At 71.9% G+C, this 15,409-nt stretch carries 16 protein-coding genes; 10 read left to right on the top strand and 6 right to left on the bottom strand.

Translation table 11 applies throughout. The annotated features are described in order from the left end of the window. Nucleotides 1–219 precede the first annotated feature (219 nt). From L2C96_RS29090 to L2C96_RS29080, 3 genes are read right to left on the bottom strand one after another with little or no spacing between them, the layout of a single operon-like run. Nucleotides 220–1,701, bottom strand: coding sequence for a 1,4-alpha-glucan branching protein domain-containing protein (locus L2C96_RS29090; protein ID WP_020422726.1), 1,482 nt, complete (start codon nucleotides 1,699–1,701; stop codon nucleotides 220–222). Then, nucleotides 1,698–2,465 carry a class I SAM-dependent methyltransferase gene (locus tag L2C96_RS29085; RefSeq protein WP_237338444.1) on the bottom strand — a complete coding sequence of 256 codons (768 nt, stop codon included), beginning with the start codon at nucleotides 2,463–2,465 and terminating at the stop codon, nucleotides 1,698–1,700. The genes L2C96_RS29090 and L2C96_RS29085 overlap by 4 nt, the downstream gene beginning before the upstream one ends. Before the next feature lie 22 nt (nucleotides 2,466–2,487). Then, nucleotides 2,488–3,297, bottom strand: coding sequence for an ATP-binding protein (locus L2C96_RS29080; RefSeq protein WP_020422728.1), 810 nt, complete (start codon nucleotides 3,295–3,297; stop codon nucleotides 2,488–2,490). Nucleotides 3,298–3,439: 142 nt separating this feature from the next. Here L2C96_RS29080 and L2C96_RS29075 point away from each other — a divergent pair, with 142 nt between their 5' ends. Beyond that, the gene (locus L2C96_RS29075) at nucleotides 3,440–3,868 is read left to right on the top strand and encodes a hypothetical protein (RefSeq protein ID WP_020422729.1); all 429 of its coding nucleotides are present in this window, start codon (nucleotides 3,440–3,442) and stop codon (nucleotides 3,866–3,868) included. Here L2C96_RS29075 and L2C96_RS29070 read toward each other — a convergent pair. After that, on the bottom strand, nucleotides 3,828–3,998 hold the full coding sequence (locus L2C96_RS29070) for a hypothetical protein (RefSeq protein WP_017987410.1): 171 nt from the start codon (nucleotides 3,996–3,998) through the stop codon (nucleotides 3,828–3,830). The genes L2C96_RS29075 and L2C96_RS29070 overlap by 41 nt on opposite strands. Before the next feature lie 71 nt (nucleotides 3,999–4,069). Beyond that, a complete protein-coding gene (locus tag L2C96_RS29065) occupies nucleotides 4,070–4,912 on the bottom strand; it encodes a DegV family protein (RefSeq protein WP_020422730.1) in 843 nt (280 codons plus the stop codon). Nucleotides 4,913–5,125: 213 nt separating this feature from the next. Between L2C96_RS29065 and L2C96_RS29060 the strand changes: the two genes are divergently transcribed. Both L2C96_RS29060 and L2C96_RS29055 read left to right on the top strand, forming a co-directional pair. Further along, nucleotides 5,126–5,911 carry an electron transfer flavoprotein subunit beta/FixA family protein gene (locus tag L2C96_RS29060; RefSeq protein WP_237338443.1) on the top strand — a complete coding sequence of 262 codons (786 nt, stop codon included), beginning with the start codon at nucleotides 5,126–5,128 and terminating at the stop codon, nucleotides 5,909–5,911. 18 nt (nucleotides 5,912–5,929) lie between these two features. Continuing rightward, nucleotides 5,930–6,886: an electron transfer flavoprotein subunit alpha/FixB family protein gene (locus tag L2C96_RS29055; RefSeq protein ID WP_237338442.1), complete on the top strand. Its 957-nt coding sequence runs from the start codon at nucleotides 5,930–5,932 to the stop codon at nucleotides 6,884–6,886. Between the two features lie 56 nt (nucleotides 6,887–6,942). Here the strand turns inward: L2C96_RS29055 and L2C96_RS29050 are convergent, their stop codons facing one another. Continuing rightward, entirely contained in the window at nucleotides 6,943–8,091 is a 1,149-nt protein-coding gene (locus L2C96_RS29050; RefSeq protein ID WP_020422733.1) for a mechanosensitive ion channel family protein, read from the bottom strand. Nucleotides 8,092–8,278: 187 nt separating this feature from the next. Here L2C96_RS29050 and L2C96_RS29045 point away from each other — a divergent pair, with 187 nt between their 5' ends. From L2C96_RS29045 to L2C96_RS29015, 7 genes are all read left to right on the top strand, one after another. Beyond that, entirely contained in the window at nucleotides 8,279–9,058 is a 780-nt protein-coding gene (locus L2C96_RS29045; RefSeq protein WP_020422734.1) for a GNAT family N-acetyltransferase, read from the top strand. Continuing rightward, a complete protein-coding gene (locus tag L2C96_RS29040; RefSeq protein ID WP_237338441.1) occupies nucleotides 9,055–9,939 on the top strand; it encodes a lysophospholipid acyltransferase family protein in 885 nt (294 codons plus the stop codon). The genes L2C96_RS29045 and L2C96_RS29040 overlap by 4 nt, the downstream gene beginning before the upstream one ends. A 221-nt stretch (nucleotides 9,940–10,160) precedes the next feature. Continuing rightward, a complete protein-coding gene (locus tag L2C96_RS29035) occupies nucleotides 10,161–11,513 on the top strand; it encodes an MFS transporter (RefSeq protein ID WP_237338440.1) in 1,353 nt (450 codons plus the stop codon). A gap of 27 nt (nucleotides 11,514–11,540) precedes the next feature. Next, a complete protein-coding gene (locus L2C96_RS29030) occupies nucleotides 11,541–12,737 on the top strand; it encodes a cysteine desulfurase family protein (protein ID WP_020422737.1) in 1,197 nt (398 codons plus the stop codon). Further along, nucleotides 12,737–13,825, top strand: a complete 1,089-nt coding sequence (gene mnmA / locus L2C96_RS29025) for a tRNA 2-thiouridine(34) synthase MnmA (RefSeq protein WP_027931947.1) — start codon at nucleotides 12,737–12,739, stop codon at nucleotides 13,823–13,825. The genes L2C96_RS29030 and mnmA overlap by 1 nt, the downstream gene beginning before the upstream one ends. Nucleotides 13,826–13,932: 107 nt before the next feature. Then, the gene (locus tag L2C96_RS29020; RefSeq protein ID WP_020422739.1) at nucleotides 13,933–14,280 is read left to right on the top strand and encodes an STAS domain-containing protein; all 348 of its coding nucleotides are present in this window, start codon (nucleotides 13,933–13,935) and stop codon (nucleotides 14,278–14,280) included. A gap of 71 nt (nucleotides 14,281–14,351) precedes the next feature. Next, nucleotides 14,352–15,395 carry a chemotaxis protein CheB gene (locus tag L2C96_RS29015; protein WP_020422740.1) on the top strand — a complete coding sequence of 348 codons (1,044 nt, stop codon included), beginning with the start codon at nucleotides 14,352–14,354 and terminating at the stop codon, nucleotides 15,393–15,395. The last annotated feature ends 14 nt before the right edge of the window (nucleotides 15,396–15,409 follow it).

Genomic DNA, 15,409 nt, shown 5'->3' with positions numbered 1-15,409 from the left:
CAGGTTGCCGGGAGGCGCGGAGGCGCTATCGGATGGCGTGGGCGGTCGGGCAGTGCGGAGGCGCTACAGGACGGCGGTGGGCGGCCGGGCCGGGTGCGCGGAGGCGCGACAGGACGGTGGGCGGCCCGGCGGCGGCGCCGGTGGGCGGCCAGTGCTTCGGGTTGTCGGACGGCGGGGAGGCGACATCGCGCGGCGGCGCCAGGTTCAGGTTGGCTAGCCTCAGAGCTGCCGCGCATCCAGCTGTCCAAACGGATTGTCCTCCCGCGCCCAGCGCTCCACCGCCGCCGGAAGCGGACCCCGGCCGATCCAGCCCGCCAGTTCATCGAAACGCGCGGTGTGCACGGCCGCGCGGCGGCGGGCGTAGTCCGCGGCCGAGTCCTTTGTCACCATGAACGCCCAGTCGCTCGACAGGGCCATCGTCGCCTCGCCCACTGCCCAGTCCGCCACCCGGTCGCGCATCTCCGTGCGGGGGAGGGCCAGCAAGCGCTCCTGCAAAGCCGCGTTGTCCGCCACCATGTCGGCCACCTGCTCGCCGTCCCAGACGCGCCAGTCCTTGCCCGAACCCCACGACGATGCGGGCAACTCCACGGGCGCACCGACGAGCCCCGCCGAGACCGCGCCCTGCAGCGTCGTCACCCGCACGCCCGCCTCCGGCAGCGCCCTCAGCACGCCTTCCAGCCACGTGGGACCCTCGTGCCACCAGTGGCCGAACAACTCGGTGTCGTAAGCCGCCACGACCAGCGCCTCCCGGCCGTGCGCAGAACGCAACGCCCGCAGCCGCGACACCACCGTCTCCACGAAATCCTTCACGTGCGTCCGCAGGGTGTCCGCGGCCAGCGCCGGGTCGTACGGCGCCTTCTCCGCGGGCTCCACCTGCTTGCCCGTCACCCGCGACGGCTTCAACCCCACCTCGTGCGCCCACGTGTGGAAATCCCGGTAGTTCGCGTGCCCCGGGTAGCCCGCCCGCGGCGACCACACCCGGTACGTGACCTCCAGATCCCGCCCGAAGCACAACACGTCCGTCGAACCCACCGGCCGCGCGAACGCCGTGTCCCCGTGCAACGCCGGACCGTCCACCAGGAACCGCCGCACGCCGGCCGCCGCGTAGTCCTCCTCCATGCCCGGCGCGTAACCGCACTCCGGCGCCCAGATCCCGTCCGGCCGGTGCCCGATCCGCAACTCGGTGTCCGCCAGGCCGCCCCGCAACATGAACGACCGGACCCGCGGCTGCAGCAACGGCTGGAACGGGTGCGCGTACGGCCCGCCCAGCAACTCCATCACCCCGGAGTCCACAAGGGACCGCAGCACCGGCGAAAAACCGTGCCGCCACCGCGTTTCGAAGTCCTCCAGCGACCACGTCGCCGTGCGGTACTCCGCCGCCGCCAGCTCCCGCAGCAACGGGTCCTCCCGCCACAGCGTCCCGGCCTGCACCGTCCGCAACTGCCAGTGCCCGAGCCACTCGTGGAACGCCCGCAACGCGTACGGGTCGTCCAGCTGCGCCGCGAGCACCGGCGTCACCCCGAGCGTCAGCACGTCCCGCCTGCCCTCCGCCGCGAACCGCCGCAGCAGGTCCACCACCGGCAGGTACGAGTGCGCCCACGCCTGGTACAGCCACTCCTCGCCGACCGGCCACGACCCGTGGTGCGGCAGCCACGGCAGGTGGCTGTGCAGCACCAGGCAGAACGTCCCCTCCCCGGTCACGGCCGCACCGCCACCGCGACCAGGTCCAGGCTCTCGTCCACCCGCTCGCCGTGAATCTCGAAATCCTCAGCACGGATCGCCGCGACGTCCGCCAGCAGCTCCGGCGGCCACGGCGCCTGCCCCGGCAGGTGTCCCATCACGACTTCCAGCTGCGCGTCGATGATCGACCCGCCGTACCGGGCGTCCAGCTCCCGCACGCCCGGACCGTGGTGCAGGCCGTGCATCAGCTCGACCGCGAAACCCGCCTCGCGCAACAGCGAATCCAGCTCGTCCGCCGCGAGTTCCCTGGTGTGGAACGGGTTCAGCGGCGTGTCGCTGTCCGGGGTGAACGTGATCCGGTTCGGCGTCGTGACCAGCAGCCGCCCGCCCGGCCGCAGCACGCGCAGGCACTCCGCCAGGAACGCGCCCTGGTCCCACAGGTGCTCGATCACCTGGAAGTTCGCGACCACGTCGACGGAGCCGTCGCGCAGCGGCAGCCGCACCAGGTTCCCCCGTGCTGTCCACACCTGGGGATAACGCCGGGCGACGTGCTCGGTGGTCGGCTGGTCGTAGTCGAGCGCGAGCACCGACTTCGCCGTCGAGGCGATCAGCCCGGCGCCGTAGCCCTCACCGCAACCGGCCTCCAGCACCACGGCGCCGGCGCACCACGGCAGCAGCGCGTGGTAAGCCGCCTCGTGCCGACGGAACCAGTAGTTCTCCTCGGCGATGCCCGGGACCGTGCGTTCCCCGGTCAGGTGCAGTGCTTCGGCGCGCGACGTACTCACCCCGGGGACACTACTGGGTGAGTCAGGGCCACTTCCGCAGCACGACCGACCACGACGAGGCGTCGACGCGGAACTCGGGCACCGGGTTGCCCGCCTTCGCCATCGCCGAACGGATGCGGAAGATGCCGCGGCCGAAGCGGTTCACGTACCCCAGCGCCTTCATCGCACGCGCCAGGTTCGGGTTGCGGTAGTCGTGCACGCGGTCGAAGTTGTCCGGCCGGACCTGCCCGTACGGGCCGCCCGGATTGGTCACCTCGATGCGGTCGTCGAACCAGCTGATCCGCACCGGCGCGTGCGAGGTCTCGTAGTTGCGGTGCATCACCGCGTTCATGCACGTCTCCCGCAGCGCCTCCAGCGGGTAGTCCGGCAGCTGCTCCTCGCGGAAGCCCTCGCCGTCGGCCAGCCGCGTCCGCAGGTGGCCGCTGAGCAGCGCGCTCAGCCGCACCGCGGTCTCCACCAGGTTGCCGCGCAGCTCCTGCTGGTCGGCGACCGGCGCGTCCGGGTCCAGGCCCTGGTAGCGGACGAACTGGACGTAGGCGCCGGGCACGTGAGCGCTCGGGTCCCGCCCGATGGTCAGCACGCCGAGCGCGGTCGGCACCCCGCCCGGCGTCGTCAGCCGCAGCCACGCGAGGTCCTTCTCGACGGGACGGGAATTTTCCTCCAGCGCCTCGCTCGCCACGAACGACGGCAGGTAGGTGGTGCGGAACAGGCGCACGTCCAGGTCGGCCTCGGTCGCGGTCGCCACCGGTCTGCTGTCGAAGGGCGCCGCGGCGAAGCGGCGGAGGTCGGGCTGGATGTGCTGGTCGTCCCGGACGCTCGTAGCCGTGTGCACCGTGACGGCTCCCCTCAGTAGCAGCAGTGCGAGCTGAGGCGTAACCCTATCGGGTGAGCGAGCTACTCCGTTACGGTTCCGGTGGAAACGATCCAACAACGGCCGGCTGTCACGTTCCCGAGGGCTGCGCAGTCCTCATGGCATGCGACTCGGAATTCTCACACTGCTCGCGCTGACCGGCCTCGTAGTGGGCTTCTGGGCAGCGGTCCTGCCGGAGAGCTTCTACGGCGACTTCCCGGTGATCCGGCCGAGCTGGGTCTCGCTGGACGGCCCCTACAACGAACACCTCATCCGCGACGTCGGCTCGATGTTCCTGGCGCTCGGCGCGGTGACGATCGGGGCGATCGTCGTGCGGACCACGACCGCCGCGCGCCTGGCCGGTGTCGCGTGGCTGGTCTTCTCGGTGCCGCACGCGATCTACCACCTGATGCACCTGCACGTGTTCCAGCCGCTGGACCAGGTGATCAACGCGGTCGCGTTGCCCGGGCTGGCCCTGCTGGCGCTGGCGGTCGTGGTGTTGCCGGGAAAGGTCAGTACGGCCGGCGACCGTGCCCGCTCACGCGTGCCTTGAGCTTGGCGATGGCCGACTTGGCCTGTGCGCGGCGGCGGGGGTCGTTGGCGAACTGCTGCGCCTGCCGGATGGCGCGCTTGCCCTGCGGGGAGTTGGCGAATCGGGCGATCTTGTTGAACAGCGAAGCCATGTCCGTCCTCCGGGGCGGTATGCCGGTTTCGTCACCGGGTCAACGGATGGGGTACCCCGCTGGTTCCACGGCTACCCGGGGGAGACCGTGATGCTCAGCGCACCGGGCCCGACGTGCGCGCCGATCACGGTGCTGGCCTCGACGATGCTCAGCTCGGTCACGTTCGGGATCCGCTCGCGCAGCTGTTGCACCAGCATCAGCTCGCGCTCGCTGGGGCGGAAGCAGGAAATCGCCAGGTCGGTGGGCAGATTGCCGGCCCGTGCGGCGGCCAGGTCGACGAGCTTCGCCAGCGCGCGCCTGCTGCCGGCGGCCCGCGCGAGCGGCGCCACTTCGCCGTCACGCACGGTGAGCAGCGGCTTGATCGACAGCGCGGTGCCCAGGAGCGCGGCCGCGCCGCCGATCCGGCCGCCGCGGCGCAGGTACTCCAGAGTGTCCACGTAGAGCAGTTCGCTGCTGGTCGCGAACCGCCGCTGCGCCGCCTCGATCACGCGCTCGACCCGTCCGCCCGCCGCGGCGGCCCTGGCCGCGGACAGCACGGCGAAGCCGAGGCTCATCCCGGTCGTGCCGCTGTCCAGCGGGTACACCGGGATCTGCACCTGGCGCGCCGCCTCCCGTGCGGACGCCAGCGTCGCCGACATGCGCTCCGAGATGTGCACGCTCACGATCGCGCTCGCGCCGGCCGCGGCGGCGTCCTGGTAGGTCCAGAAGAAGGCGCCGGGATCGGGCGGGTTCGTGCTCACCCGCTGCCCGGCCTTCAGTGCCTCGGTCAGCTCGCCGCGGTCGAACCGGTTCTCCTCGTCGACCTGGTCGCCCACCTGCAGCTGGAGCTGGATGACCGAGATGTCCCACTGCTTGCGCAGCTGCTCCGGCAGGGACGCGGTCGAGTCGGTCACTACGGCGACGTGGTTGGGCACGGGAAGTCAGGTTAGACCGATCGCACCATCCGGGGTAACCCATCCGCGCAAGCGTCCACTCGGAGTAGCCTGGGCGCATCGGAGATAAAGCTGAACGATCGTCCCGATAAATCGGGATTCCGGGTGAATGCCGTCACCTCGGGGCGCGTCGGGGCTGAAATCTCCCTACGCTACCGACCAGTAAGGCTGGTTCAGGGAGGTCGAAGGGGACCAATGACGAACATTGTTGTCCTGGTCAAGCAGGTGCCGGACACCTATTCGGAGCGCAAGCTCTCCGATGGTGACCACACGCTCGACCGCGAGTCCGCCGACGCCGTTCTCGACGAGATCAACGAGAAGGCGGTCGAAGAAGCGCTGAAGATCAAGGAAGCCGGCGAGGGCGAGGTCACCGTGATCTCGGTGGGCCCGGACCGCGCGACCGACGCCATCCGCAAGGCCCTCTCGATGGGCGCGGACAAGGCCATCCACGTCTCGGACGAGGCCCTGCACGGCTCCGACGCCGTGGCCACCGCCAAGGTGCTCGCCGCCGCCGTCGGCAAGGTCGAGGGCTTCGACCTGGTCATCGCCGGCAACGAGGCCTCGGACGGCCGCGCCGGCGCCGTTCCCGCGATGCTGGCCGAGCTGCTCGGGCTGCCGCAGCTGACCCAGGTCCGGTCGCTGACCGTCGAGGGCAGCACCGTCAAGGCCGACCGGGAGACCGACGACGGCCTGACCCACCTCGAGGCGAACCTGCCCGCGCTGGTGAGCGTCACCGAGAAGATCAACGAGCCGCGTTACCCGTCTTTCAAGGGCATCATGGCCGCGAAGAAGAAGCCGGTGGAGACCCTGACGATCGCCGACCTCGGCGTCGACGCGGGCGCCGTCGGCCTCGGCAGCGCGCTGTCCACTGTGGTCGAAGCGGCCCCGAAGCCCCCGCGCACCGCGGGTGAGCGCGTCGAGGACGAGGGTGACGGCGGCAGCAAGATCGCCGAGTACCTGGTCGGCCAGAAGATCATCTGAGGCAGGAGCAACGGAGCAATGGCTGAAGTTCTGGTTCTCGTCGACCACCTCAACGGCGAGCTGAAGAAGACCACGTTCGAGGCGCTGACCGCCGCCCGCGAGCTGGGCGAGCCGTCGGCCGTCGTCGTCGGCGCCCCGGGCACCGCCGGCAAGTTCAAGGAGCAGCTGGGCGCCTACGGTGCCCAGAAGGTGTACGTGGCCGAGTCCGAGGACGCCGCGAACTACCTGGTGACCCCGAAGGTCGACGCGCTGGCCAAGCTGGTCGAGCAGGCCTCCCCGGCGGCGGTGATCGTCACCGCGTCCGCCGAGGGCAAGGAGGTCTCCGGTCGTCTGGCGATCCGTGTCGGCGGCGGCCTGATCTACGACGCCGTGGGTGTCAACTCCGACGGCACCGTGGAGCAGTCCATCTTCGGTGGCGCGTACTCGGTGAAGTCGAAGGCCCAGGGCCTGCCGATCATCTCGGTGCGCCCGGGTGCGGTCGAGGCCGCGCAAGCCGAGGGCGCGGCGGCCGAGGAGGCCGTCGAGCTGCCCGCGGTCGATGCCGCCAAGTCGGCGAAGATCACCGGCGTGGAGCCGGTCGTCGGCGGTGACCGCCCTGAGCTGACCGAGGCCACGATCGTGGTGTCCGGTGGCCGCGGTGTCGGTTCGGCCGAGAAGTTCGAGGTCGTGGAGAAGCTGGCCGACTCGCTCGGCGCGGCCGTCGGCGCCTCGCGCGCCGCGGTCGACTCCGGCTACTACCCGGCGCAGTTCCAGGTGGGGCAGACCGGTAAGACGGTGTCGCCGCAGCTGTACGTCGCGCTGGGCATCTCCGGCGCGATCCAGCACCGGGCCGGCATGCAGACCTCGAAGACCATCGTCGCGGTCAACAAGGACCCGGAGGCGCCGATCTTCGAGATCGCCGACTTCGGTGTGGTGGGCGACCTGTTCAACGTCGCGCCGCAGCTGACCGAAGAGGTCACCAAGCGCAAGGGCTGAGGGTTCGCCTGATGCCTGAGGGGCCACCGCCGGATTTTCCGGCGGTGGCCCTTTTTTCACGACCGGCCAGGTCCGTGGAAGGCGTGCTCCCGCACCATGCCGTCGACGCTGCCGCCGAACACGCGCGCGTCCTGCTCGGGCGGTTCCTCCTCGGTGCGGCGCGACGGGGTCTCGGGGACGCGCTCGGTCCGCACGCGCGGCACGGCGTATGGGTGCTTGCTCCGCAGCCACTGCACCAGCTGCTCCCGCACCAGGCAGCGCAGGTCCCACAGCGTGCCGGCGTCCACCGCGCTCACCAGCGCCCGCACGCGCACCAGGGTGTGCGTCGCGTCGGTCACCTGCAGCACGCTCACCCGGCCGTCCCACAGGTCGGTCGACTCGAGGATCCGCCGCAGCTCGTCGCGCATCTCGTCGACCGGCATCGTCCAGTCGACGTCCAGCTCCACCGTCCCGAGCAGCGCGGCGTCGCGGCGGGTCCAGTTCTCGAACGGCTGCGACATGAACTGCGCGGTCGGGATGACCAGCCGCCGGTCGTCCCACAGGTGCACCACCAGGTAGGTCAGCGTGATGTCCTCGACGCGGCCCCACTCGTTCTCCACGATCACCACGTCGTCCAGCCGGATGGCGTCGCTGAACGCGATCTGCAGCCCGGCGAACACGTTGCCAAGCAACGACTGCGCGGCCAGCGCGGCGATCGCGCCGATGACGCCGGCCGAGGCCAGCAGGCTGGTGCCCGCCGTGCGCAGCCCGGGGAACGTCATCAGCATCGCGCCGAGCGCGAGCACCGCGATCGCGGCCACGATCACCCGCCGCACCAGCCGGATCTGCGTCTGCATGCGCCGCGCGTGCCGGTTGTCCGCGACGTCGACGCGCCACCGGCCCAGCATCGTCTGCTCGATCGCGGTCAGCACGCCGGCCAGCAGCCACGCGCCGGTCCCGATCAGCGCCAGCGTCAGCACGTGCGAGGTGGCGTTGCGCCAGGACCCGGTGGGCAACGCGACGAGCACGGTGATGCGCAGGACGATCATCGCGCCGAACCACCGCAGCGGCGCGTGGATGTGCTCGGCGAGCTCACCGAGCACGGTCGCGCGCTGACCGAGCCGCCGCAGGACCCGCCGCAGCACGTACTCCACGGCCAGGAACAGGCCGAACACCACCGCCGCCACGCCGAGCGCCACCACGATCCGCAACCAGCTGCCGGACATCCCTCTCACTTCCGGTCGGCACCACGTTCCGTGAGGCCATACCCCGATCGTGTCGATCTCATGACTTGAGCCTGATCACGCAGGCTTCCTGAGAGAACCCTGAGAACCCGTGGTTCATCCAACGTGCACGAGGTGGTCACGCGATGAACCTCCTGGCGGTTTCCTTCCCGCCGGTACACCTACAGACATGACGCGGTCCCAGTTGCTCGTCAGCACCGACAGCCAGGACGGCCAGCTCCCCGATGGCGCTGCCCGCTACTCCCTCCTCGTCGCCTACGACAACGACGAAGTGGTTGCCGCACAACGGCTCCGCTACCAGGTCTTCGCCGAGGAGATGGGGGCCACCCTGCACTCCGCGCCCGGCGTGGACGCCGACCGGTTCGACGAGTTCTGCGACCACCTCGTGGTGCGCGACGACAACACCGGCGAGATCGTCGGCACCTACCGGATGCTCCCGCCGGGGCGCGCCGAGCGGGCCGGCGGCCTGTACTCCGAAACCGAGTTCGACCTGTCGAACCTCGCCGGCCTGCGGGGCTCCCTCGTCGAGACCGGCCGCTCGTGCGTGCACCCCGACCACCGCACCGGCGCCGTGGTGAGCCTGGTGTGGGCCGGGATCGGGCGGTACATGCTGCTGTCCGGCCACCGCTACCTGGGCGGCTGCGCGTCGGTCCCGCTCACCGACGGCGGCTCCTACGCGGCGGGCGTGTGGGACCTCCTCCGCGCCAAGCACTACGCGCCCGAGTCGCAGCGCGTGACGCCGCTGAACCCGTGGCAGGACGCGGACATCGCGCGCCCGGCCCGCGCCTTGCTGCCGCCGCTGATCAAGGGCTACACCCGCCTCGGCGCGAAGGTGTGCGGCCCGCCCGCGCACGACCCGGACTTCGCCGTCGCCGACTTCTTCACCCTGCTCGACCTGCAGCAGATGGACGAGCGTTACCTCAAGTTCTTCCTCGGGAACCAGGCATGAGCCACCCCTGGATGCCCGCTTCGCCGTGCGGCGACGGGTGCCTGACGCCGGGCGCGCCGTCGGTCGGCGGGGTGCGGCGCGCGCTGCGGTTCACCGCCGCTGCCGGCGTGGTGCTGCTGGCATTCGGGGCCCTGCCGGTGATGTTCGTGCCGCGGTGCCGGAATTCGGTGGCACGGCTGGTGTTCCGCGGTGTGCTGCGGGCGTTCGGGGTGCGGCTGGTGGTCCGGGGCGAGCCGCTGGACAGCGGCGGCCGCGGGGCGCTGGTGGTGAACAACCACATCTCGTGGCTGGACATCGTGGCGGTCAACGCGGTGCGCCCGATGCGTGCGCTGGCGAAGCGGGAGATCGCGGGCTGGCCGGTGCTGGGTACGCTGGTCGCGCGCGGCGGCAGCATCTTCCTGGACCGCGAACGGCTGTCGACACTGCCGTCCACGATCGACCAGCTGGCCGCCGCCCTGCGGGCCGGTTCGCTGGTGAACGTCACACCCGAGGGCACCACGTGGTGCGGCCTGGCGTCCGGCCGGTTCCGCCCGGCGACCTTCCAGGCCGCGATCGACGCCGGTGTCCCGGTGCGGCCGCTCGCGCTGCGCTACCGGATGGCCGACGGCCGCGAGACGACCCAGCCCGCGTTCATCGGGCCGGAGTCGCTGATCGATTCGCTGAAGCGGGTCGCGGCGTTGCGTGGGCTGGTGCTCGAGGTGATCGTGTGCGGGGAGATCGCGCCGGGGCGTGCTTCGGATCGGCGGGAGTTGGCTGCGCTGGCTGAGGCTTCCGTGCAGGCTGCGTTGGGGAATGTGGCTTTGCCTTCGCAGCGGGGCTCCGTTGGGCGGCGCTACGCGGGTGTTGAGGGCGCCGGGCTTCGCTTCGCTACGCCCGGATGAGAAGAAGCCCCTTCCGAACCCGATCTTGAATCGTTCGGTTGCCGAGACACCGCGTCAAGGCGGGAAAGCGTGCCTTGACCCGGTGGCTCGGCAACCGATTTGGCTGGGGATCGGGTTGCGGGAGGGGAGTGGTTCGGGGGGTTTGGTGCGTTCCGTTGCCGGGTGGCGGTTTTGTGGCTGGTTCTTGACCTCCAGTGTGGTGGAGGTTGCAGCCTGAGGTCATGATCGTCGAAGCCCGGTCGCGGGGGGTGCTGTGGACGGCCGAGCACCGGACGACCACCGTGGCCAGCCTGCTCGTCGTCACCCTCATCGCGTTCGAGAGCATGGGCGTCGCCACCGCGATGCCCACCATGGTCGCCGACCTGGAGGGGCAGCGGCTCTACTCCTGGCCGTTCACCGCGTTCCTCGTCGCCAGCGTCGTGGCGACCGTGTTGTCCGGGCGGGTTTGCGACCGCCGTGGGCCCGCGATTCCCATGATCGCCGGGCCCGGGCTGTTCCTCGCCGGGCTGGTCGTCGCCGGGACCGCCACCGACATGGCGCTCCTGCTCGCCGGTCGCGTCCTCCAGGGGCTCGGCTCGGGCATCGTCCTGGTCGCCGTCTCGCTGCTGATCGCGCTCGTCTACACCGACCGGGAACGGCCCGTCATGTACGCGGCCAACGCGGCGGCCTGGGTGCTGCCCGCCGTCGTCGGGCCGACCGTCGCCGGCCTCATCACCGAGCACCTCGGCTGGCGCTGGGTGTTCCTCGGCCTCGTGCCGCTGGCCCTGGTCGGCCTGCTGATGCTGATCCCGGTCGCGCGACGGCTCACCCACACCGCGGGCGCCGGCCAACGCCGTGCCGGGGTCCTGGTCGCCCTCGCCGCCGCGGCCGGGGTCGCCGCGCTGACCTGGGCCGCCCAGCACCCCAGCCCCGCCGCGCTCGGCTACGGCGCGGCCGGCCTCCTCGCGCTCGCCATCGCCGTCCGCCGCCTCGTGCCGCCGGGGACGGTCACCGCGCGGCCCGGCCTGCCGACGGTCGTCGCCTCGCGGGCGCTGCTCGGCGGCGCCTTCGCCGGGATGGAGGCCTACCTCCCACTGGCCATGGCCACCGTCCACGGCTACAGCCCGGCACTGGCCGGGCTCCCGCTGACGGCCTCCGCGCTCACCTGGTCCGCGGCCTCCGCCGTGCAGGGCCGCCACCCGGACTGGTCCCGCGAGAAGCTGCTGCGCGCCGGGTTCGGGATGGTCGCCGTCGCCGTGCTGCTGTTCGGGTTCGTCGCGCAGCCGTGGTTCCCCGGCTGGCTCGCGTTCGTCGCGTGCCTGCTCGGCGGGGCGGGCATGGGCATCGCCTACCCGTCGATCTCCCTGCTGTTGCTGCGGTTCTCACCCGAGCACGAGCGCGGGTTCAACACCTCGGCCATGCAGCTGGGCGACTGGGTCACCTCGGCGCTGACCGTCGGCTTCGGCGGGGTCCTGCTCGGCCTGCTCGCCTCGGCGCACGAGCCCGCGCCCGCCCTGGGTGTGCTCGCGCTCACGCTCGCCGCGCTCGCCGTGGTGGGCGTCGTCATCACCCGGCGGTGGCCCACACGCGAGTGATACCGCACGGTCTACCCTGGTAGTGCGATGACCTATCTCGACCACGCGGCGACCACCCCCATGTCGCCGTCCGCCATTGCGGCGATGAGCGAGGCGCTGTCCACGGTGGGCAACGCCAGCTCGCTGCATTCCTCCGGCCGCCGCGCGCGGCGGGCCGTCGAGGAAGCGCGGGAGGTCATCGGCGAGGCGCTGGGCGCCCGTCCGTCCGAAGTCATCTTCACCGCGGGCGGCACGGAAAGCGACAACCTCGCGGTCAAGGGCATCTACTGGGCGCGCCAGGCCGCCGACCCGAAGCGCCGCCGCGTCCTGGCGAGCGCGGTCGAGCACCACGCCGTGCTGGACGCGGTGCAGTGGCTCGCCGACCACGCCCAGGCCGAGGTCACCTGGCTCGACGTGGACGAACACGGCCGCGTGCTGCCGGAGACCGTGCGCAAGGCCATCGAGGCCGACCCGGACGACGTGGCGCTGGTCACCGTCATGTGGGCGAACAACGAGGTCGGCACGGTCAACCCGATGGCCGAGCTCGCGGCGATCTGCGCGGAGCACGAAATCCCGCTGCACACCGACGCCGTGCAGGCCGTCGGCGCTGTCCCGGTGCACTTCGCGGACAGCGGCGTCAGCGCGCTCACCCTCACCGGGCACAAGCTCGGCGGCCCCTACGGCGTCGGCGCGCTCGTGCTGTCCCGCGACACCGAGTGCGTGCCGCTGCTGCACGGCGGCGGCCAGGAGCGCGACGTCCGCTCCGGCACGCTCGACGTGCCCGCCATCCGCGCGTTCGCGACGGCCGTCGAGGAAGCGGTGCGCGAGCAGCCCCGCTACGCCGAGCGGGTCGGCGGCCTGCGGGACGCGCTCATCGAGGCCGTCCGGCGCGAGGTGCCGGACGTGATCCTCAACGGCATGCCGACGGGCGAGGGCAGACTGCCCGGCATCGCGCACTTCACGTTCCCCGGCTGCGCGGGCGACAGCCTGCTGATGTTGCTGGACGCCAAGGGCATCGAGTGCTCGACCGGCTCGGCGTGCACCGCGGGGGTCGCGCAGCCCAGCCACGTGCTGCTGGCGATGGGCGCCGACGCCGCGTCGGCCCGCGGCTCGCTGCGGTTCTCCCTCGGGCACACGTCCACTCCGGACGACGTGGACGCGGTGGCCCGGGAGATCGCGGCGGTGGTCGCGCGGGCGCGGCAGGCCGGGCTGTCCGGGCTGCGCAAGAACAAGCAGGAGGTGTGATGCGGGTACTGGCCGCGATGAGCGGGGGAGTGGATTCGGCCGTGGCGGCGGCCCGCGCGGTGGAGGCCGGGCACGACGTGGTCGGCGTGCACCTGGCGCTGTCGGCCAAGCCGGGCACCCTGCGCACCGGCTCGCGCGGGTGCTGCACGATCGAGGACTCGCACGACGCGCGTCGCGCCGCGGACATCCTCGGCATCCCGTTCTACGTCTGGGACTTCGCCGAGCGGTTCACCGAGGAGGTCATCGAGACCTTCGTCGGCGAGTACGCCGCGGGCCGCACCCCCAACCCGTGCGTCACCTGCAACGAGAAGATCAAGTTCGAGGCGCTGCTGGAGAAGGCGATCGCGCTCGGCTTCGACGCCGTCGCCACCGGCCACTACGCCCGGCTGTCCGTTGTGGACGGTGTGCCGGAGCTGCGCAGGGCGGTCGACCCGGACAAGGACCAGTCCTACGTGCTGGCCTCGCTGACGCCGGAGCAGCTGCGCCACTCGATGTTCCCGGTCGGCGACACTCGCAAGCCGGACATCCGCGCGGAGGCCGAACGCCGCGGCCTCGCCGTCGCCCGCAAGCCGGACAGCCACGACATCTGCTTCATCCCCGACGGCGACACGAAGAAGTTCCTGGAGAAGCGCCTCGGCCAGCGGCCAGGCGACCTCGTGGACGCCGAGACCGGCGCCGTGCTGGGCCGCCACACCGGTGTGCACGGCTTCACCATCGGGCAGCGCAAGGGCCTCGGCATCGACCGCTCGGTGCTGGACGGCAAGCCGCGGTACGTGCTGGCGCTGGAGCCGGTCTCCGGCACGGTCAAGGTCGGCTCGGCCGACGCGCTCACCGTCCGCGAGATCCGCGCCGACCGCCCGGTGTGGCCCGCGGGGCCGCTCGACGGCCCCACCGAATGCGTGGTCCAGGTCCGTGCGCACGGCGGCCTCGGCGAGGCCGTCGCCGAGGTGGACGGCGACCAGGTGCGGATCCAGTTGCGTGAACCGCTCACCGGCGTCGCCCCCGGCCAGGTCGCCGTGCTCTACCGGCCGGACGCGGCAGGCGACGTCGTGCTGGGCAGCGCGAAGATCGCAGCAACCGACGGGTAACCCCCGATGCGGTGAACTGAGTGGCTGTTCGGTTTAACCCGGCGGCGCTAGCATCGTGGTCCGGTTCCGGCCGGAGACACGACCACGTTGCCGAGGGGGCGAACCTGGTGTCCGACGAGCCGCGCACACCGCTCACCGAGCGGCTGCTGGACCTCGCGGTCGAGTACCGGTCCGGGGCGGCCGTCGTCCGCGCGACCGGCGAGATCGATCTCTCCACCGCGCCGCGGCTCGCCGAGACACTCGCCGATCAGCCCGGCACGGTCGTGCTCGACCTGACCCGGGTGGCGTTTCTCAGCGCCGCCGGCGTGCAGGCGATGCTCGACGTGCGCGCACGCGGCCGGGAGCTGCGGCTGGTCGCGCCGCCCGGCTGCCGCGCGAACCGCGTCCTCGACCTCGCCGGCGTGACCTCGGTCCTGACCCGTTACGAGTCCGTGTGCGACGCCGTGGCTCCATGATCTGCTGACCACCGCGAAAGGGTCTACCGTCGGAGGTGCGGAGTCGGGACCCTCTCGGAAGGCGCATTCTGGTGGCCGAACGGTTCAGGGACATCGTCGTCGTCGGCGCTTCGGCAGGCGGCGTCGAGGCGCTGCGCGCCTTCGTCGGCGGCCTTCCCGCTGACCTGTCCGCGGCGGTCCTGGTCGTGCTGCACCTGCCACCCGGCGGGGCCAGCGCGCTGCCCGCGATCCTGAGCCGGTCCGGCTCGCTGCCCGCGGTGGCGGCCCGTTCGGGCGAGCCGCTGCGCCACGGGAGGATCTACGTGGCGCCGCCGGACCACCACCTGCTGGTCGAGGACGGCGCGTGCCGGCTCTCCCGCGGCCCCACCGAGAACGGGTACCGGCCGGCGATCGACGCCTTGTTCCGGTCCGCGGCACTCGCGCACGGTCCCGCGGTGATCGGCGTCGTGCTCTCCGGCTCGCTCGACGACGGCTCCGCCGGGCTGGACACCATCAAGTCCCGCGGCGGGCTCGCGATCGTGCAGGACCCGGAGGACGCGATCTACCCGGCGATGCCCGAGAACGCGATGGCCAGGGTGTCCCCGGACCACGTCGTCCCAGCCGTGGAGATCGGCGGCGTGCTGGCCGACCGGGTGCGGGAGCCGGTCGAGGCGCGTGACGGCGAACCCCTTCCCCTGATCGAGGAGATCGAAGCACGCATCGCCCGGTCCGACGGTCCGGGCAACGCGGTGTCGCTGGAGGTGCTCGACGTGTCCGAGCCATCGGGCCTCGCTTGCCCGGACTGCCAGGGCGTGCTGTTCACACTCGACAAGGAGGGCACCCGGTACCGCTGCCGGGTCGGCCACGCCTGGACGGCGAAAGCCTTGTTCCAGCAGCAGTCCCGCGACATCGAGCAGGCGCTGTGGGCGGCTCTGCGCGCACTCGAGGAGAAGCGGGACCTGGCGGGCCGGATGACGCAGGACGCCGAACGCCGCGGTTACCCCCTGGTCGCCGGGCGCTACTCCCGGCACCGCGACGAAGCCGGCCACGCGGCGACGGTGCTGCGGAAGTTCCTGTTCGAGGGACTGCCCACCGTGACGGACCTGCCGGACGGCGCCTCGGACGAGACCGCCTGACCTTGTAAGGTCCG

Source organism: Amycolatopsis tucumanensis (assembly GCF_021654135.1).
GTDB classification, from domain to species: domain Bacteria; phylum Actinomycetota; class Actinomycetes; order Mycobacteriales; family Pseudonocardiaceae; genus Amycolatopsis_E; species Amycolatopsis_E tucumanensis.
This window is presented reverse-complemented; position numbering and strand designations above follow the sequence as displayed.